Source organism: Streptococcus sp. V940 (assembly GCF_054353495.1).
This window is the reverse complement of record NZ_JBTHHZ010000002.1, coordinates 230,145-249,346: the sequence shown is the minus strand read 5'-3', so window position 1 is coordinate 249,346 and position 19,202 is coordinate 230,145. Positions and strand designations below refer to the sequence as shown.

The following is a 19,202-nucleotide window of genomic DNA, read 5'->3' as shown; positions in this document are numbered from 1 at the left end:
CCTCTTTATTCTAGAATTTAATTTTTGAAGCATATAAAATGAAGTGTATTCTATATTTTCATCATTATACAAAGAGAGGTTTCATACTAATTTTTTACTCTCCCAACTGGGCACTATAGGCAAGAGTCTGATCAACTGTGTCAGAATAGAAAAATTATTCAGAATTCATTTTCTCTCTAATTCTAGCAAAACACTTATGGCAGATAAGGCATAAAGTGGTGCTGTTTCGGCTCGTAGGATGCGAGGCCCAAGTCCTGCTAGAACTGCTCCTTTAGCTTCAAAAGATTCAATTTCAGCAGGTGAGAGACCTCCTTCTGGACCAAAGATAAAAAGCAGTTTAGCTCCTTTTTCAAGACCAGCGACAGTTTGGATGAGGGCTGCTGATTCTCCTTCTTTAGCTGACTCTTCGTAAGCTACCACGATGCGGTCAAACTGGTCGAACTGAGCTAGAAAGTCTGCTTTTTTTTCAAAAAGTGTAATGCTCGGGACATGATTCCGCTTGCTTTGCTCGGCTGCTCCAAGGGCGATTTTTTCTAATTTCTCGACCTTTTTGTCCAATTTCTTGCCGTCCCATTTTGCAACTGACCAGTCAGCAGGAAAGGCCCAGATTTGACTTGCACCCAGTTCCGTCACCTTTTGAGTGATAAACTCCAGCTTGTCCCCCTTAGGAAAGCCTGATGCGATGGTCACTTGGACTGGTAGTTCTACATTGTCAGCTAGTTCTTCAATCAACTCAAACTGACGATCCTCTACATTTATCACGCGTGCCAAGCGCTTGATGCTATCCTCAAAGACTAGAGTCACCTGGTCATCTTCTCTTAAGCGCATAACCTGAAACATGTGCTTGCTGGTTTCCTTGTCCTCGATAGTGACTGGTGAGCTAGCACTGCCTTTGACAAAATACTGTTGCATTCTAACCTCCAATCACACCAGAAATATCCTTGGTCTTCTTGAAGACACAGGCATTCCACTCCCCTTGGATCATATGGGTTTCAAGGAAAAATCCAGCTGACTCAGCCGACTCGCGCACCATGTCCCACTTGTCCTTGATAATCCCACTCATGATGAGGTAGCCTTCGTCCTTAACCAAACGATAAGCATCCTCTGTCAGATGAATGAGGATATCCGCCAAGATATTAGCTACAATCACATCTGCTTCAATCTCAACACCCTTAAGCAAGTCTCCTGCTGCTACATGGATGTTTTCCATGCCTGGATTGAGTTCAATATTTTCCTGAGCGACCCGAACTGCTACATCATCTAGGTCATAGGCAAAGATTTCCTTAGCACCAAGTAGAGAGCTAGCAATGGAAAGAACCCCTGAACCTGCCCCCACATCGATCACCGTTTCACCACCACGAAGGACCTGCTCCAAGGCAAAAAGACTCATCTTAGTGGTTGGATGCGTACCTGTCCCAAAGGCCATACCTGGATCTAACTTGATAATCTTTTCGCCCGCCGTCGCTTCATAGTCCGTCCATGATGGCACGATGGTCAAGTCATGGGTAATGCGAGCTGGTTCATAGTATTTCTTCCAGTTGTCGGCCCAGTCTTCCTCAGCCAAGGCAGTCGTGCCCATCTTGACCTCTCCCAGATCCATAAAATCTGTCAATTCTGCCAAGCGAGCCTGCAAGTCCGCTTCAACCGCTGCCACATCCACCGTTTCAGGATAGTAGGCTGTCACCACGATTTCTTCCTGTTGCTCCACCTCAGGAAAAATCTCACCAAAGCGGTCCACATTACCCACATAGTCCATGCTGTCTTCGATTGCAACCCCTTGGGCGCCTAGCTCAATCAGGAGGTTAGAGACTAGCTCCTCCCCCTCACGCTTAACCGTTACTTTTAACTCTTGCCATGTTTCCATAATTAAGATACCAAGCCCATAAAACACAAAGCCAAAATAGGAAACTCTCTTAAGACACTTATGTTTAAGAGAAGTTTATCTTTTTGGCACAGTGTTTAGGGCGGGTTCAGTTTAGAAATTTAACCGAACCGTCCTTTCTAATCACTTACTTTTAAATAATCTTTTAATCTCTCTTGCAACTGAGGTACAACCTTATCTGAGCCAAGAAATTCATCAATGCTCATCAATTTATAGCCCTGGCCTTCATCTCCAAAGACGATACTGTCAAATTGTTCTTGACTTAACTGACTAACCATAAAGACCGACTGCTTCCTCTCAAAAAGCATACTTGGGTAGACCTTACTCCCAAGCAGGTTATCTTCAGTTAGATGAATCCCTAACTCTTCAAAAACTTCACGCGCTACGCACTCAAAAGGAGTTTCGTCCCCTTCACGACCTCCACCTGGCAACTCCCACATATTGGCCCAAGGAATGCTGGGCTTGTCATCACGCAGAATAGTTAGGACACTATCTCCACAAAGTAAGGCAATCTTGCAGCCTGTGAAATCAGAAATCTCTAGCTCCATGCTAGACTCCTAATATCTCGGATAAGGGTAAAACTCTCCTTCTTCCAAACCGACTTTCCCTTCTTCAAAGACTTCTTGGTTCCATTCCATGACGAATTCTTCTGCTTCTGGGTCTTCCAAAAAGTCCATGAGGGCATCTAGTCCAACCTCTGCAGTATCTTTGAGGAATAGTGCAAAATAAGCTAAAAATTCACGAGAAAAACCTTTCTTCGGCAGATAAGGGATGACTGTGAGATACTCTTCTGCATTAACTGTTGACTTGGCAGGGTTATAAAAAAGCACCGCTTCTTCAAAGAGGATATCGTCTGATGACACCTCTCCATCCTCATCTAGCATCTCCACTCCTGCAGGATTTTGCGCCTCTAGCAGAAAACTCACTTCAACTGCATGATTGCGTTTGTCCCAGCTAATCTCATAGTCAAAAGGAAAGTTCTTGTCCAACTCTTCTTGTAAAACATCTAAAAATCCGTATGTTGCCATGTTGTCCTCTTTCTATACGACTCTTCAATCGCCCCGAATACTCGGAAATATGCTAAAATAGATACTACCATCTTACCACATTCGTATCAGAAAATCCATGTTAGAAAGGACTGCTATGCCAGACAATCTCGCGCTTCGCATGCGCCCCAAAACCATCGACCAGGTCATCGGTCAAGAGCATCTGGTAGGCCCAGGAAAAATCATCCGCCGTATGGTGGAAGCCAATCGCCTATCCTCTATGATACTCTACGGACCTCCAGGCATCGGAAAAACCAGTATCGCTTCAGCCATCGCTGGAACGACCAAGTATGCTTTTCGGACCTTCAATGCAACTGTTGATAGTAAAAAACGCCTCCAAGAAATCGCTGAGGAAGCTAAATTCTCAGGTGGCCTTGTACTGCTACTAGACGAGATTCATCGTCTTGACAAGACTAAACAAGACTTTCTCCTGCCACTTTTGGAAAGTGGCCTGGTCATCATGATCGGGGCGACAACTGAAAATCCTTTCTTTTCTGTCACTCCAGCCATTCGTAGCCGTGTTCAGATTTTTGAGTTGGAACCCTTGTCTAACCAAGATGTCAAAGAGGCCATTCAAATCGCCCTGACTGACCCTGAACGAGGATTTGATTTCCCAGTTGAGTTAGATGATGATGCCCTTGATTTTATCGCAACATCTACCAATGGAGACCTCCGTTCTGCCTTTAACTCTCTGGATTTGGCAGTTCTCTCCACCCCAGAAAATGATGACGGTATCCGTCATATCACGCTTGATATCATGGAAAATAGTCTTCAGAGAAGCTACATCACTATGGACAAGGATGGAGACGGGCACTATGATGTTCTATCTGCCCTTCAAAAGTCTATTCGCGGATCAGATGTGGACGCTAGTCTCCACTATGCTGCTCGCTTGATAGAGGCCGGTGACCTTCCTAGCCTAGCTCGTCGTTTGACTGTTATTGCTTATGAAGATATCGGTTTGGCCAATCCCGAAGCCCAGATTCATACCGTGACTGCTCTGGATGCAGCACAGAGGATCGGTTTCCCCGAAGCCCGCATCCTCATTGCCAATGTTGTGATTGATTTGGCCCTTTCTCCAAAATCCAACTCAGCCTATGTAGCTATGGACAAGGCTCTGTCTGACCTTAAAACCTCAGGTCACCTACCAATCCCACGTCACCTGCGAGATGGCCACTATAGTGGTAGCAAGGAATTAGGCAATGCCCAAAACTACCTCTATCCACATAACTACCCAGGTCACTGGGTCAAACAAGAGTACTTGCCAGAAAAAATTCGCAACCATAGCTACTTCTCACCAGAAGATAGTGGAAAATACGAACGTGCCCTGGCTCAACGCAAGGAAACCATTGATAAATTACGAAACTTATGAAATCCTTTTCAAAATTTTTAATTTTCCCTTGATTTTTTTTTGAAAAAGTGGTATCATATAATCATAGAAACGCTGTGGTGTACGACTTCACATTTAAGTGTTGACCGACTATTTTTTGTATTATTAGGGAAACAAAAGTCTTCTAACAGCATGTAGGCCGTCTCACACGGAAACAGCTTCAGTTAGAGCGAGTTGCCCACCTGCTTAATTGCGCGGGTTCAATACAAACCGTGAAGTTTCGGCACCAATACAGCTTTTTATTTGCCTCCTTAGCTCAGTTGGTAGAGCAGTAGACTCTTAATCTATGGGTCACAGGTTCGAGCCCTGTAGGGGGCATCTAAATCAACAGGAAAAAGCCTTTATTTATAAGGCTTTTTTGCTTGTCTATAACTGATTTGCCCCATCATTTGCCCCACATTTTTTTTATGAGCAATCTTTCCAGACATCTCTGATTATGAAAAACAAAAAAGCTATCCTACCTTTGCAAATTTGGATAAGATAGCAGAATATTTTAATGCAACTCCAACCCAACTCTTTGGAACGAGTAAAGAGATTGAGTTAGAAAAGAGTGTTCTTGAATCTAATGAATACTCTGATAAAGTAAGTGAAATCTTAAAAGCTGTCAAATACATCGAGCATTTCCTACATACTGATGGACAGCACTTAGAAGATTTACTTTACCTAACAAGAGGCAACCAACTATACACAGAAGATGGAGATGAGTTGTATATTGATCCAACTTCTCAGAAAAGAACACTTCATAACCAATATGAACCTGGTTTTATTGAAGCAAGGGATAAATCTCCACTAGAACTCTTAATTGAAAATAAGGAATTGTTTGATAAATAGAAAAAGCGAGGATAACCTCGCTTCAGATTGAAGTTAAAATCTTTAGAAGACACTTTTATAAGGACTTTGTCTTCAATCTGTGAAAAGGAGTGAAAACTCCTTTTCTTTTTGTAAGTCAGACTGAAACTTCCAAATTGTTTATTTATTTTATTGACATTTTCTATAAAAATAAGTACAATAGTTTTATTAGCAAATTATACTATATAGGGGGTATTGAAATGAAATTTTCTAATCGTTTACTGCTATTCCTTGCAGGAGTTGTTTTTGTCCTTTTAGGACTTTTCCTATTTACAAACCCAGTAGCTAATCTTGTTGCTTACAGCTGGTGGATTTCATTTGGTTTACTGGTTTCTTCTATAACAGCTATTTTAGGCTATTTCTCTGCACCAAAAGAGATTCGCTCACCTGTTTATCTTTTCCAAGGATTTGTTAGTCTTCTCTTAGCTCTTTACCTCGTTGCTTATGGCTTTGTGACCCTGCCGGTCGTCATTCCGACCATTGTAGGAATTTGGTTAATTGTAGAAGCCATTATTGCTTTCTTTAAAGGCAATCGTCTAGGATTGATTTTCCCTATTATTGGTAGCAATATCATGTGGGTAGCCTTGCTTGAATTTTTACTAGGTCTAGTGATTCTGTTCAATCCAGTGGCTACAGGTGTCTTTGTCGTTTATGTCATTGCCTTTTCATTTTTAGTTACTGGCTTCACCTACATTATTGAGGCCTTTCGTAAATAGTCTAGTTGCTATTTCTATCGCATTCAAAAAAGCTGGGAAATCATATTCTCAGCTTTTTCGTCTCTTTAATTATCACTTTTTCGCATTCCATTCTACGTAGAAATTTGTTTTTCCATTTTATTCTCCAATTTGATCTCGCACTGACATTTATTTATAACAAAACTATATATCTAGAATAGCATAATCATTAGGTATTATAGGTTTTCAAACAAAATACGAGTCATTCGTTTTTGCCCCGCTTTTGCCCCATTTTTAAATCCTGACATTGAAAATACCTAAAAGTATTTCCCTAAAATCAGCTATATTTCAACATTTTTGTTTATTTTCAATATGAAAAGTTCTTACAAATCCATGCAGGGGGCATCTAAACAACAGGAAAAAGCCTTGATTTACAAGGCTTTTTTGCTTGTCATTTTATTTTTTGTACCAAATTTTGTACCAAAAAGTTTATATTCACAAAATAAGCGAGTCTCATCAAAGACTCGCTATTTATCTAACACTCGTTTTCATCAAAAAAACCACCGCGAAGGTGGTTCTTTTTTATCAATCGTCAAACACTCCTCCTGTAAGTTGGTACATGAGATAGATGTGCTCCAAGACTTTTACCTTATCCATATGGTCCACATCTTTAAAGCCTCCTAATGCCAAGAGTGGCACAAAACCGAAACACTGGTTATAAGACAGAGCACCATGTTTTGACACAGCTTGTCTATATAAATCAAGTTCAAATTTTTTTGTAATATATTCGTTATCTAAATATTGAACGAATAAATCCATCCCCTTACAAATAATATCCAAATCCTGAATATTGTATTGGACAATTCCCACATAGGCATTCTCTTCCCAGGTAACAATATCTCCAAAAGCTGTTACAAACATGGGAAAAGCGACATCTCCTCTGAAATAGCTATCTTGGAGAAGTTCAAGATAGTCATCTGGATTAATCACCTTCAAATAACCATCTAAAAAGGTTCCCAGACCATCTTCCTGCCAAATTTGAACTAACTCAGCTGGAACTTGATCCTTATATTTTCCAATAACTTCTTGGGGCATATCTGCCACTTTTACAAAGTTTTCTAGCATGTTTTCCTCCGATTTAGTCTCGCACTGATATTTATTGATAACAATACTATATCTCTAGTATAGCATAATCATTAGGTATTATAGGTTTTCAAACCAAATGTGAGTCAATCGTTTTTGCCCCACTTTTGCCCCATTTTTAAATCATGACATTGGAAATACCTAAAAGTACTTCCCTAAAATCAGCTATATTTCAATATTTTTGTTTATTTTCAATATGAAAAGTTCTTACAAATTCATTCTCTTCCCAAGTAATAATATCTCCAAAGGCTGTTACGAACAGCGGAAAAAGAAGTAAGGAACTATTCATAATAATAGCCGTAGCAAATCTTTGCATTTTTGTCTTATCTTTTTTAAGATAGTACTATTAAAAAAAGAAAAGGTGAAAATCATGGAAACATATACACTTGCAAATGGGGTTACTATTCCTAAAATTGGTTTTGGAACTTGGCAAATTGCTGAAGGCGAAGAAGCCTATAACAGCGTTAGCTTCGCACTTAAGGCGGGTTACACACATATTGATACCGCACAAATTTACGGTAACGAGGTTTCTGTAGGTAAGGCGATTGCTGATAGTAATTTGGCACCTGAGGATATTTTCCTAACTACCAAACTTTGGAATGATAAGCACGATTACGATTTGGCTAAGACTTCTATCGATGAATCTCTCGAAAGATTAGGTGTGGATTATTTGGATCTTTTGCTTATCCATTGGCCTAATCCAAAGGCGCTTCGTGAGAATGATGCTTGGAAGTCTGGTAATGCAGGCGCTTGGAAGGCAATGGAAGAAGCCTACAAAGAAGGTAAGGTGCGTGCTATCGGTGTGTCTAACTTTATGCAACATCACCTAGAAGCTCTTCTTGAAACGGCTGAAATTGTGCCACATGTCAATCAAATCCTCTTGGCTCCAGGTTGTGACCAAAAAGACTTAGTTGCCTATTGCCAAGAGCGCGATATCCTTCTTGAAGCCTATAGTCCACTAGGTACAGGTAGCATTTTTGGAAATGAAGATGTTGAAGCAGTGGCTGAACGTAACGGTAAATCTGTAGCACAAGTTGCTCTGCGTTGGAGCCTCCAAAAAGGTTTCTTGCCACTACCTAAGTCTGTGACACCTAAAAATATTGAAGCCAACTTGGATATCTTCGACTTCGACTTATCAGAGGAAGATATGGCAGTCTTGGATAAGATTCAAGGCATCAAAACTCAGAATGATCCTGACACAGTTAATTTTTAATAGGATTTTAAGCAACTCGTCAGGGTTGCTTTTTCAAGTAAATGACAAAAGAAGTCAAGGTTTTGACAATTCGCGCCACATGAAATTATTTAAGCATATCCTTTTCTTTCATTACCATTTTCTGTTATAATAAACTATACTTCTAAAATAGAAAGGTATTAAGATGACAAATATTATTAAACATAAGCGTGTAGAATTTTCAGAACTTTTTTATGACCTAGTTTTTGTTTTTGCAATTTCAAAAGTAACTACTTTAATTGAGCATCTTCATAACGGTATTTTGACTTGGAATTCTTTCCTTGATTTTTTCATGGCTGTCTTGGTTCTCACTGATTCATGGATGTTTCAAACCGTTTATACCAATCGCTATGGAAAGAACTCTTTATTTAACATGGTAATCATGTTTATCAAAATGGGAATTTTACTCTTTATAGCCAATATGATGGGACCTGATTGGCAACAATATTTTCATTATCTCTGTTGGGCTATTGGTACATTAACCTTTACCTTATTTTTACAATTTTTGGTTGAATTTTTTAGAAAATCAACCGATAATGTTGAACAGGAAAGTATCAAAGGTTTTCTATGGATAACAGGGCTAGGAAGTTTAGGAGTCTATCTAGCAGCTCTTCTTCCTCTTCCTATTTACGTTAGAGTCTATATCTTCTTTGCTAGTATTCTGCTAACATTTATTATGCCAATTATCTTGATTAGTAAAGATAAGCATTACCAGGTAAATCTCCCCCATTTAATCGAGCGCATCTCCCTTCTTGTCATTATTACGTTTGGAGAGATGATTATGGAGCTAGCTAACTTCTTTACAATCGAGAATTTCTCGATTTATTCGGTTCTTTATTTCATTATTATGCTTTCTCTGTTCCTATTTTATTTTGGTGAATTTGACCATGCTATTGATGAAAAATCTAATCAAAAGGGACTATTTCTAATTTACAGTCACTATCCTATTTTCATTGGACTTATGATGATGACTGTATCGATGAGTTTTCTTCAGAATCCTGAAGCTAATCATCTCTTTGCAACCATCTTCTCTTATATCGGATTTGGCCTCTTCCAAGTTGCTGTCCTAGTAAATGGGCCCTGTAACAAACACTATCTTAGCTATTCGAAAAGTTACTACTGTGTCCAAGCGACACTCTATCTTGCTGCCTTGATTCTCTCTTTAATCTTTGCTTCTAATCCTATAATAGTAGTGAGTATAACAACCATTTTAGCTCTAGCTATAGCCACTCATTTTATTTATTTTTATATGACACAGAATAAAAAATATTCCAAATCTAACTGGGAGTTCTTTTAATGAGTTTATAGCATTAAAAAAGCCTTGGTTTTCCAAGGCTTTTTTTTCATTAATTTGTTTTTCCATTTTATCCTCCGATTTGAACTCGCACTGACATTTATTTATAACAACACTATATATCTAGTATGGCATAATCATTAGGTATTATAGATTTTCAAACCAAATGTGAGTCATTCGTTTTTGCCCCACTTTTGCCACGTTTTTAAAGCCTGACAGTGAAAACACCTAAAAGTATTTCCCTAAAATCAGCTATATTTCAACATTTTTGTTTATTTTCAATATGAAAAGTTCTTACAAATCCATGCAGGGGGCATCTAAATCAACAGGAAAAAGCCTTGAAATCAAGGCTTTTTTGATGTCAAATAACTTTTTGTAGCAAATCATTATAAAGGTTTTCCAACCTTATCAAACTTATCATTTATTCTCAATCAATTGCTAGCAATATTTGATAAGACCAACTGTTTTTTACAGTACAGAGCTAGTCTATAATTAACTAAACTATACTAATTTGTGCCCATATTACATGGCCAATCCGCATAGAGATTAAAATGGGCTATTATGAATTCATAAATTTTCGCAACAGAACAAGAGCAAGTCATTTAGAAATAAAAGAGAAGAGAATCTTTCACTCTCTTCTTAGTATATCTTATTAAATTCAGTCTTTCTCAATCTACCTGATTTTCCTTTGCAACGACAAATTCCTTAACCAATCGATAGATAACAGCAGATATCGGTGTAAAGAATATCATCCCAAGTAAGCCAAAGAGATTGCCTCCAATACTAGCAGCCGCAAGCGTGAAAATAGCTGGCAAACCAATAGACTGACCTACAACTCTAGGATAAATAAGGTTTCCTTCAATCAGCTGTATAACTTGATATAGAAGAAGAGAAAGTAAGGCTTGAGTAGGACTGACTGTGAAGATAAAAATCGCTCCCACAACACAAGCAATCATAGGCCCTACATAAGGAATGAACGATAGCACTCCTGCAAAGATACCTGTCATTACTCCATAGGGTATCCCAAACACGCTGTAACCAACCGCTATCATAACTCCTATGATAACTGCTTCAATCAGCTGACTCATCAAAAATTGGTCATAAGTCTCTAGTGCTACTTGTCCAATGTAAGTCAACTTTATCACCACCTTCTCTGGAAGAAAAACTTTTAGAAGTCGACTCGTCATCGCTGCCAAATGTTCCTTACTGGATAAAAATGAAAAGGTGAAGACTATAATCAAAAAGGCATTCATCAAACTTGAAAAAATATTGCCGATATTACTAGTCAGACCTGATAAAAAACCTATCAAAGCTTGGCTAATAGAACTAGACTGTCCCTGTATGCCTGATACAATAGTTGACAACATGTCTTTGGTTACAAATTCCGAGCCGTCTAGCAATTTCCCAAGTTGAGTCAGGACTGTTGAAAGGACTGTTCCCAGCTGACTAATAGTCTGAGCTAGGGTTGGTAGCACCAAAACCAAAAGACCTATCACGATTAAGATAAGAGCTAGGAAAACAAGTACCATGGCAATCGGACGACGCAACTCTGCCTTTACCTTCATTTTGACTAGCAATTGTTCAATTTTTTTCATGGGGACATTGAGCACAAAAGCAATAACAGCGCCATAAATCAAGGTTGAAGTCACGTCAAAGAAAGAGATTGCTCCTGATATAAAGCTCGACGCATTCAGAATCACAAGAGCAACCAGCCCTATAAAAAGGATTAACGGGGTGTATTTTCTAACTAACTTCATAAATTCTCCTTAATAAACATGTTTAGATACGACTATACTATTTGGTTTTTCAAACTCTCGGTCAAGGTAGGCTTGATAAGTTCCTGGTGCGATAAATCCTTTTGGTGAGAGGATATCTGTTCCAGCTTGACCGACTATGGTATCAGCCAAGAGCACACAGTTTGTGGACAAGACAAAGTAGGATTTAAACTTAGATTTGATAAATTTATAAAGTTCCCCATCCGTCTCATGTCTGATTTTATAAGCGTAGGTGTAGTCTTCCTTACCATCTTCCGTTTTAATTTTATCTGCGCTTGGCTCCCATGGAATCGTCAGTTGTTTCAATTCAGCTAATTTTTCCTGAACCGCTTCTTCCATTTCCGGTGTCAAATCTATTCCGTAACCAAATAGCGTTTTTTGACTCTCCCGTTTACATAGGTCAATGTACTTGTCACGATCACAGAAATATAAGACACCATCTCCTACCATGCCAAATAAGGTCTCAGAAGACGGATCATAGTTGCCATAAGAAATAACACGGCCTTGATAGCAGATATCCACATGACCAATTGCCGAAAACAGAGAGGTCTCAGCTGTATGAATAAAAATTTCAAGCTCCGCTGTCTTACCAGACTTCACCATTCCAAGATGGATATCCTCTCTCTCATCAGCATTTTCCTGCATGAATTTGTTGATTTTTGCTAAAGTACTTGCAGGGATGAGAGCGGCTAGGACAATAGGTAAGCTCATTCTTACACGACGTTTGAGATGGTTTTTCCCAATTTCCCCCTCAAACAAGAAACCGTCACGGATATTGGACACACCATAAAGGAAAAAATAAGCCCCTAATACAAAGAGTTGAAAGATAGAATTTCCTGTAGAGGACAAAAGACTAGTCCCACCAAGAAAAACTAGTACGAGTCCATCTAGTAAGAGACGAAAACGAGGTCGAATTTTGTTTTTGCGGTAGAGAACATAGGTGACAAGGTTGATACTAGCATGAAAAATCTGATAAATTCCAATCACAAGAGCCAAAATATAAATTGGCACATCAGTAGCAAGATTCGAGCCTAGCAAATATCCCATCACTAACAATTTAACCAGTGCAACTCCCAAGGTGTCCGTTGACTGACTTTTTTTGAAAATACGTAATACTAAATCTAAGACCGTTGCTATCCAAGCTAAAAACAGAACCAGTCGAATAACCGTCACTGGCAACCAAGTTCCCGTGACCATCAAGATAAGACCTAGCAGAACAAACAAGAAACCCTGAACAAGTAATTTCTTACCTGTCAGACCTAAAGAAAGAATTTTTTCCATAAAAGACCTTTCAAAAATAATAATTAAGCCCTTTGATCAAATTGACTGGTAAATAGCTGACGGCACAAACAGCCTGTGCCAGCAAGACATGGCGACTGACTGTAGCAATGTCACCATCTTGTCTTTTGCACTTCTGAAATTTGTTTTATTGAGTCGAAATCAGAGCTTTTAAAAACTAGCTAAACTTGAAAGCTAACCATAATTGCTAGATAAAAAAGGTGCAACCAATCCTTCTTGTAAAGGTAGGAAAGAATTATATCCATTCCATTAATTATTTATATATTACCTATTGTGACACAATACTCACTATAATTCAACTTTTTACCTATTTAAAACCATAAAGCCTACATAACTCTTTGAAGAGAACAAAAATCTGAATGTAATAAGATAGTACCCATTACCCATATTATAATTAGATTATGAATTGAAGCTTTTTGGAACTAAAATTAGGAATAATTGAGAAAGTAGGGAGGGAAATTTTGCTTTTACCCCATTTTGAAATAATTTCATTTTAGATTTTTCTAAGTTTCTTTCAAAGAGCCTGCAGGGGGCATCTAAACAACAGGAAAAAGCCTTGATTTACAAGGCTTTTTTGTTTTTCTAAAAGATTTTCTCTAGATATTTAGCAGAATCCCAAGATAGTTTCTCAATGTTCCACTTCTTCCTTAAATCGTACTTTTCCTTGGCTGTATAATCTCATAATCTTCACAAAGCGAACTGGATTGTTTTGGTTATACAAAAGAAATACTGAAAAGAATAACAAGCCAGCAAACCACAAACCATAGCCTTCATCACCAATCGGTTGGCCAAATTTTAGAGGAAGAATCAAGAAATACAAAAAGTAATAGATAGACACTATATTTACTACAAAGCGGGCAAATCGATAAGGTAAAGCAGACAGTTGTCTAGGATCAAACTGGTTTTTTACAAACAAATTATGAGATGCTGCAAAGAAAAAGACTTTCTCTGTCGTTGGCTGGGCCTTTCGAACATTTTTATAGAGTGCTCGTTCAAGTAAAGCAACCAACGAGAAAAACTGCATCAACCAAAATAGAAAAATACAAGCTAGACTGAACCAGTTATAGACACCAATAAACTTGAGGGAAAAGAAGCCCGAAATTGCAGGCCCACCTGCTAGTAAGAGAATTACCAATTGAGGAATAAAGGAATTCGTGTCACCAGCTTTTTCAGTATTGAGCAACCTACTCTTTGGAGCAGCTAGAGCCTCTCCTGTCTTTTGGTCATAATAGACCGCCTGACCATCACATTCGCCAATAAAGACACGACGGCGTCCGAGAAAAAACATATTGACCTCTTTCTATTTATGAAAACAAGTCTTCAAATTTTGGAATTTTATTATCCTAGTATACCATAAACCAACTTGCTAGGTCATAAGATAGCTAAGAGCCACATCTTGCTAAAAGGTTGACAGAACTTCGCTCCATAGGATATGATGGGAATACCTAAAATTTTAACTCTGCATGATCTTTACGACTTCTACTGAAAAAGCGTTGGAGAGTTCAATTCTATATCTGGAGGTTTCTATGAAAATCTATTATTCAAAATTTGTCGGTGTCGGCTATCTAGTTTTTGCGGTAGGTATATTCTTTCAATTTTTCTTTTTTCTCGCGCATGGATTGATCGACTTTTCTCAGCTCAGTCTTCTCACTGTGGTACCAACCATCCTCTTTTTCACTGCTATCTATGCAACGATTGCAGGCATCAAAAGACTTTCTAGTCGCAGACTCTCCTTTGAGTTCACCTTGGAAGGTATTTATGTCTATCCTGGGCTCTTCTTTTCCAAGGAAATTTTCATCCCAAAAGAAGAATTGTTGCGAGCATCTTATGTTGAAGTGGATGTCAGTGACCCTGACCATACCAACAGCAAAGCTTACTATTTAGATTTTGATCTGAGAGAGGTCACCCAGCTAGAAGATATTTCTAAGTCAAATGTTATCATCAATACAAGTGCCCTGATATTGCGACTCGCTCTTAGCCTCTGTCGATTTAGAGAGGAAGAAAAAGCCGAGTTGGCAACCTATCTAAAAGAAAACTACGGCATTGATTTCTTATACTAGCAAGTAAAAAAAGCCCTACATCAGGGCTTTTGTGTTGTTAGCGATTTAGTACTTGCGCTTCAAAGTGGGCAGGTTTATCGTCCAACTTAAACGTCGTGTAAATTTGAATGCTTAAAATTTTATGCTTCGAAAACTATTAAAAAAGTAAGAGCGTTTCTACACCCTTACTTCTTACTGGTATTCTTAATTACGGTAAAAATGACTATCTTTGTCGCTTGGTGATTGGCCGATTGCCAAGACGTCTTGGCTACCATCCGTACCAGTTAATTCATTTGCTACGCCTGCTGGGGTAAAGATAAGGCGTGCTCCTTCTCCACCACCAACAAGATGAATTCCTGTCAAATAGTAACCGTCCTTCTCCTCTACTTTGTCCATCTCATATTTAAAGGTGCCTTTTGAGCTTTGAATGGTCACGATTCCATCCGCTGTGACTGTAGCAGTTGTTCCAGCATAATTCTCCCAAGTTCCAAGGAATTTAGAATAATCTTTTTGATTTTCCGCCTTTGTCTCAGTTTGACTACCTGTAGCGCTTGAAGAACTTGTCTCAGACTTCTGCTCCTCTTTTTGACTAGCTTCTGTTTTACTTGATGACTCCTTAGTTACTTTAGAAGAAGCCTCTTTGCTTGAAGATGCTGTAGTTTTTTCAGTATTTCCTCCACAAGCAGCTAATGTTAAGACCGCCAGCAAAGCAAGAGCTGAAAGACTAGTGTAACGCAATGTTTTGTTTTTCATAAAAATCTCCTTTTGAAATGGTGACCCAGTTTAGTCTGAATCTAAAATGGCTAGTCCGAAATTACATATATTTTTGACGGCTAACCTGTAGTTTTCAGTGTATCATTTATTTCCATATAATTCAATAGCCAGTTAAATTGAAAAAGGGCTAATCCAAGTAGGAATTAGCCCTTCTATCTCTAGTCTTTATTTCATTGCTTTTTAGTAGATAAACATGGCATCGCCAAAGCTAAAGAAACGGTATTTTTCATCGATAGCATGTTGGTAGGCTTTGAGGACCAATTCACGGCCTGCAAAAGCTGAGACAAGCATGACCAAGGTAGACTTCGGCAAATGGAAATTAGTAGAAAAAGCATCCACCACCTTCCAGTCATAGCCTGGCTTGATAAAGATATTAGTCCAGCCAGAGTCGGCCTGGATTTGCCCATCAAACTTGCTTCCGATGGTTTCTAACGTACGGATAGAGGTAGTCCCCACAGCAATGACACGGCCACCATTTTCTTTGACCTGACGCAAGGTCGCTGCAGCTTCCTCAGACAATTGGTAAAACTCTGAGTGCATCTCATGCTCATCCAGATTATCTACTGAAACAGGTCTAAAGGTCCCAAGTCCAACGTGCAAGGTCAGGTAGACTAGGTGAACGCCTTTTTGCTGGATTTCTTCTAGTAATTCTTTGGTAAAATGTAGCCCTGCGGTTGGGGCTGCTGCTGATCCACTCTCCTTGGCATAGACTGTCTGGTAACGTTCACGGTCATCCAATTTTTCGTGAATATAAGGAGGCAAAGGCATTTCTCCAAGACTTTCAAGTACTTCTAGGAAAATTCCTTCATACTCAAAACGGACAATACGACCGCCATGGGTTAATTCCTCAGTCACGACTGCGCTAAGTCGGCCATCTCCAAAGACAACTCGGGCACCAACCTTGAGACGTTTGGCTGGTTTTGCCAAGACTTCCCATTCGTCTCCTGCTGTATTTTTCAACAGCAAGAGTTCAACATGGCCCCCTGTTTCTTCTTTTTGACCATGAAGTCGGGCTGGCAAGACACGGGTATCATTCATCACCAGGGCATCACCTGGCTCTAGCATTTCGATAATAGAGTGAAAGTGGCGATCTTGAAATTCACCTGTTTTGCGATTGACCATCAAGAGTTTAGAGGCATCGCGCTTTTCCAAAGGAGTCTGAGCAATCAAATCCTCTGGCAAGTGAAAATCAAAATCATTTGTATTTAATGTCGTCATTCTTCTTTTCTCTTCTCATTTATTCAAATTACTTATCAAAGCGAACTTCTTCAAGTAGGTACTCTATGAAGCGTTCACCCATCTTAGATAAGCTCGTTTTCTCATGCTGGATATAAACCAGTTCAATGGGATCATCAATATCTAGAGGAATAGAAACAATATTGTCTCCATTAAGGTTACTATTAAGGATACCAGTCGCGATGGTATATCCGTCCAAACCAATCAAGAGATTGAACAAGGTCGCACGGTCACTAACAACGATGGATTTCTTGTGGTGTTCCTGAGACAAAATCTCCTCTGAGAAATAGAAGGAATTATGGGTACCTTGGTCATAGCTCAAATATGGGAAGTCTTCTAGGTCTGCCAACTGCACCTTGTCTCTTTTAGCAAGAGGGTTGGTTTTGCTGACAAAGATATGGGGTTGGGCTGTAAAGAGATGGTGGGCAACCAGATGGTTGTCATCCAACATCTTCGAAAGAACGTCCCGGTTATAGCTATTTAAAAAGAGAACTCCCACTTCACTTCGGAAGTTCTTGACGTCGTCGATAATCTCCCAAGTTCTGGTCTCACGCAAAAAAAGCTCGTACTTTTCCATATCGCTTTTCTTAAGCAAGGAAACAAAAGCATTGACCACAAAGGCATAATGCTGCGAAGACACACTAAAAAGCTCGCGATGAGCGATTGGGTTCTTATAGCGTTCTTCTAGAAGTTGCGTTTGCTCGACAACCTGGCGGGCATAGGATAAAAACTCCATCCCATCACGTGTAAGGGTAATCCCCTTAGGATTTCGGATAAAAATCTCAATTCCCATCTCATTTTCTAGATCACGAACGGCATTTGATAGACTCGGTTGTGTAATGAAAAGTTGCTTGGCAGCCTCATTCATCGAACCAGTTTCTACGATTTTGATAATATAGTGTAATTGTTGAATTCTCATGTTTTTATTGTACCATACTTGAGGCAATATAAAAAGGAACAGTCACTGAAAGCCAAGCTAGCCACATATCAGTCTTTTTTTACAGCTCATAAAAAAGAGGTTGGAAGATTTCCAACCTCTTTTTCTGTTCTAGCAAGTTAAAACTAGCTGTCTTTTTTCCAAAAGATGGCTAATAAAATCATGGCGCCTAAAACTGATGGGATAATAGCCGTATCAGCTAAGATAGGGCCCCAAGTTCCAAAAAGCATTTGACCCAGGAAAGCACCAATCCAACCCAGGAACATTTTCCCGAAGCATCCCATCCGTTCTCCACGATTGGTGATAGCTCCTGCTAATAGTCCGATCAAAAGACCGACAAACATACTTCCAATCATAGTTTCTCCTTAAATTGCCCAATCTCCATTGCGGAAGAGTGGTACGCGTGTTCCATCCTCACGGATACCATCGATATCCATTTTGTTAGAACCAATCATAAAGTCAACGTGAACATCTGAACGATTAAGTCCTGCAGCTTCTAGCTCTTCTTCGCTCATCTCAGCTCCACCAACAACGCTCGTTGCATAGGCTGCACCAATAGCCAAGTGGTTAGAAGCATTTTCATCGAAAAGAGTGTTAAAGAAGGTAATCCCTGACTGTGAAATTGGGCTTGGATCTGGTACCAAGGCACATTCACCCAAGGCACGCGCACCAGCATTCTTAAAGACGAGGTCCTTCATAACCTGATCACCCTTTTCAGCTGTGATATCAACGATTTGACCATTTTCAAAGGTCACCTTGATGCCTTCGATGATATTCCCATTGTAGCTAAGAGGTTTTGTAGAAGTGACATAACCATCTGCACGACGGAAGTCAGGGGCTGTAAAGACTTCTTCTGTTGGCATGTTTGGCAAGAATCCTTCACCTTGAGCATTGATAGCTCCGGCAGATTCCCAAACATGGTTCTTAGGCAAGCCAAGTGTCAAGTCTGTTCCAGGAGCAGTGTAGTGAAGAGCTGAGAATTGCTCTTTGTTGAGCATTTCCGCCTTGCTCTTCAAGATAGCTGCATGTTCTTCCCAAGCCTTAACTGGATCTTCTTCGTAGATACGGCAAGTCTTAAAGATTTGGTCCCAAAGGAGATCGACTGCTTCTTCGTCGCTTGCAGCATTTGGAAAGACCTTCTTAGCCCACTCAAGTCCAGCAGCTGCTGCTACAGTCCAGCTAACCTTGTTAGATTGAGTTGCGATACGCATTGGCTTCATTGCAATTCCCATAGCTTTGGCAGAAGCTGAGAGCTTTTCAGCATCTACTCCGTTCAAGGCACCTGGGTCAGAAGAACGAACACCGAGACGACTTGCTTTGTTTTCAAGAAGGTAGTTCATCTCAGCAATCTTGTATTCTGGCACATTGTCCAAACGCTCCATCGGCGCGTGAAGGAATTTCTCACGGTTTACAAAGTCATCTGCCCATTGAACAATAACTTCGTGCGCTCCAAGTGCATAGGCTTCTTTGACGATTAAGTGAGCCAACTCACGTTGCTCCACATCGATGGAGAGAGCCAAGGTATGACCAGGTTGCACGTTCACACCATTCGCAACCAATAATTTGGCATATTTTTCTAGATTTTCTTTAAAATTTGGTAAAACCATCTTGTTTCTCTTTTCTATTTTTATTTCAA

The 19,202-nt window shown here is 39.6% G+C and carries 19 protein-coding genes and 1 tRNA gene; 7 read left to right on the top strand and 13 right to left on the bottom strand.

The genetic code is table 11. The features are described 5' to 3' along the window. Positions 1 to 165: 165 nt before the first annotated feature. The 4 genes from ACXYSM_RS07100 to ACXYSM_RS07085 form a co-directional block, all read right to left on the bottom strand. Entirely contained in the window at positions 166 to 912 is a 747-nt protein-coding gene (locus tag ACXYSM_RS07100; protein WP_458634866.1) for a 16S rRNA (uracil(1498)-N(3))-methyltransferase, read from the bottom strand. A gap of 1 nt (position 913) precedes the next feature. Further along, complete coding sequence (gene prmA / locus ACXYSM_RS07095; protein WP_125391595.1) at positions 914 to 1,864, bottom strand: 50S ribosomal protein L11 methyltransferase; 951 nt, start codon at positions 1,862 to 1,864, stop codon at positions 914 to 916. Between the two features lie 137 nt (positions 1,865 to 2,001). Continuing rightward, complete coding sequence (locus ACXYSM_RS07090) at positions 2,002 to 2,430, bottom strand: NUDIX hydrolase (protein WP_458634865.1); 429 nt, start codon at positions 2,428 to 2,430, stop codon at positions 2,002 to 2,004. Positions 2,431 to 2,439: 9 nt separating this feature from the next. Then, the gene (locus tag ACXYSM_RS07085; RefSeq protein ID WP_075229765.1) at positions 2,440 to 2,910 is read right to left on the bottom strand and encodes a DUF3013 family protein; all 471 of its coding nucleotides are present in this window, start codon (positions 2,908 to 2,910) and stop codon (positions 2,440 to 2,442) included. A gap of 115 nt (positions 2,911 to 3,025) precedes the next feature. On the opposite strand from ACXYSM_RS07085, the gene ACXYSM_RS07080 reads away from it, so the two are divergent. From ACXYSM_RS07080 to ACXYSM_RS07065, 4 genes are all read left to right on the top strand, one after another. Continuing rightward, entirely contained in the window at positions 3,026 to 4,297 is a 1,272-nt protein-coding gene (locus tag ACXYSM_RS07080) for a replication-associated recombination protein A (RefSeq protein ID WP_414259873.1), read from the top strand. A gap of 263 nt (positions 4,298 to 4,560) precedes the next feature. Beyond that, positions 4,561 to 4,633, top strand: a tRNA-Lys gene (locus tag ACXYSM_RS07075). Between the two features lie 96 nt (positions 4,634 to 4,729). Continuing rightward, positions 4,730 to 5,146 (top strand): helix-turn-helix domain-containing protein, encoded by a 417-nt coding sequence (locus ACXYSM_RS07070; protein ID WP_458634935.1) that lies wholly within the window; start codon positions 4,730 to 4,732, stop codon positions 5,144 to 5,146. A gap of 218 nt (positions 5,147 to 5,364) precedes the next feature. Then, positions 5,365 to 5,880, top strand: coding sequence for a DUF308 domain-containing protein (locus tag ACXYSM_RS07065; RefSeq protein ID WP_458634864.1), 516 nt, complete (start codon positions 5,365 to 5,367; stop codon positions 5,878 to 5,880). Between the two features lie 543 nt (positions 5,881 to 6,423). Here the strand turns inward: ACXYSM_RS07065 and ACXYSM_RS07060 are convergent. After that, entirely contained in the window at positions 6,424 to 6,963 is a 540-nt protein-coding gene (locus ACXYSM_RS07060; protein WP_458634863.1) for a T6SS immunity protein Tdi1 domain-containing protein, read from the bottom strand. Between the two features lie 388 nt (positions 6,964 to 7,351). Here ACXYSM_RS07060 and ACXYSM_RS07055 point away from each other — a divergent pair, with 388 nt between their 5' ends. Together ACXYSM_RS07055 and ACXYSM_RS07050 are read left to right on the top strand one after the other, a co-directional pair. Next, positions 7,352 to 8,194, top strand: a complete 843-nt coding sequence (locus ACXYSM_RS07055; protein ID WP_458634862.1) for an aldo/keto reductase — start codon at positions 7,352 to 7,354, stop codon at positions 8,192 to 8,194. 163 nt (positions 8,195 to 8,357) lie between these two features. Continuing rightward, positions 8,358 to 9,509 carry a low temperature requirement protein A gene (locus ACXYSM_RS07050; protein ID WP_458634861.1) on the top strand — a complete coding sequence of 384 codons (1,152 nt, stop codon included), beginning with the start codon at positions 8,358 to 8,360 and terminating at the stop codon, positions 9,507 to 9,509. 665 nt (positions 9,510 to 10,174) lie between these two features. On the opposite strand, the gene ACXYSM_RS07045 is transcribed toward ACXYSM_RS07050, so the two are convergent. From ACXYSM_RS07045 to ACXYSM_RS07035, 3 genes are all read right to left on the bottom strand, one after another. Then, positions 10,175 to 11,263: an AI-2E family transporter gene (locus ACXYSM_RS07045; protein WP_458634860.1), complete on the bottom strand. Its 1,089-nt coding sequence runs from the start codon at positions 11,261 to 11,263 to the stop codon at positions 10,175 to 10,177. A 9-nt stretch (positions 11,264 to 11,272) separates the two neighbouring features. Further along, positions 11,273 to 12,562 carry a DUF308 domain-containing protein gene (locus tag ACXYSM_RS07040; protein ID WP_458634859.1) on the bottom strand — a complete coding sequence of 430 codons (1,290 nt, stop codon included), beginning with the start codon at positions 12,560 to 12,562 and terminating at the stop codon, positions 11,273 to 11,275. Between the two features lie 646 nt (positions 12,563 to 13,208). Then, complete coding sequence (locus tag ACXYSM_RS07035; RefSeq protein WP_458634858.1) at positions 13,209 to 13,868, bottom strand: hypothetical protein; 660 nt, start codon at positions 13,866 to 13,868, stop codon at positions 13,209 to 13,211. Between the two features lie 238 nt (positions 13,869 to 14,106). On the opposite strand from ACXYSM_RS07035, the gene ACXYSM_RS07030 reads away from it, so the two are divergent. Continuing rightward, positions 14,107 to 14,640 (top strand): hypothetical protein, encoded by a 534-nt coding sequence (locus tag ACXYSM_RS07030; RefSeq protein WP_006153113.1) that lies wholly within the window; start codon positions 14,107 to 14,109, stop codon positions 14,638 to 14,640. 183 nt (positions 14,641 to 14,823) lie between these two features. On the opposite strand, the gene ACXYSM_RS07025 is transcribed toward ACXYSM_RS07030, so the two are convergent. The 5 genes from ACXYSM_RS07025 to ACXYSM_RS07005 form a co-directional block, all read right to left on the bottom strand. Then, entirely contained in the window at positions 14,824 to 15,372 is a 549-nt protein-coding gene (locus ACXYSM_RS07025) for a DUF6287 domain-containing protein (RefSeq protein ID WP_004250743.1), read from the bottom strand. Positions 15,373 to 15,573: 201 nt separating this feature from the next. Then, complete coding sequence (gene queA / locus ACXYSM_RS07020; protein WP_458634857.1) at positions 15,574 to 16,611, bottom strand: tRNA preQ1(34) S-adenosylmethionine ribosyltransferase-isomerase QueA; 1,038 nt, start codon at positions 16,609 to 16,611, stop codon at positions 15,574 to 15,576. A gap of 28 nt (positions 16,612 to 16,639) precedes the next feature. Next, positions 16,640 to 17,548: a LysR family transcriptional regulator gene (locus tag ACXYSM_RS07015; RefSeq protein WP_004250738.1), complete on the bottom strand. Its 909-nt coding sequence runs from the start codon at positions 17,546 to 17,548 to the stop codon at positions 16,640 to 16,642. Positions 17,549 to 17,691: 143 nt separating this feature from the next. Next, on the bottom strand, positions 17,692 to 17,922 hold the full coding sequence (locus ACXYSM_RS07010) for a GlsB/YeaQ/YmgE family stress response membrane protein (protein WP_006154630.1): 231 nt from the start codon (positions 17,920 to 17,922) through the stop codon (positions 17,692 to 17,694). 9 nt (positions 17,923 to 17,931) lie between these two features. Beyond that, a complete protein-coding gene (locus ACXYSM_RS07005; protein ID WP_371608233.1) occupies positions 17,932 to 19,173 on the bottom strand; it encodes an aminopeptidase in 1,242 nt (413 codons plus the stop codon). Positions 19,174 to 19,202 lie beyond the last annotated feature (29 nt).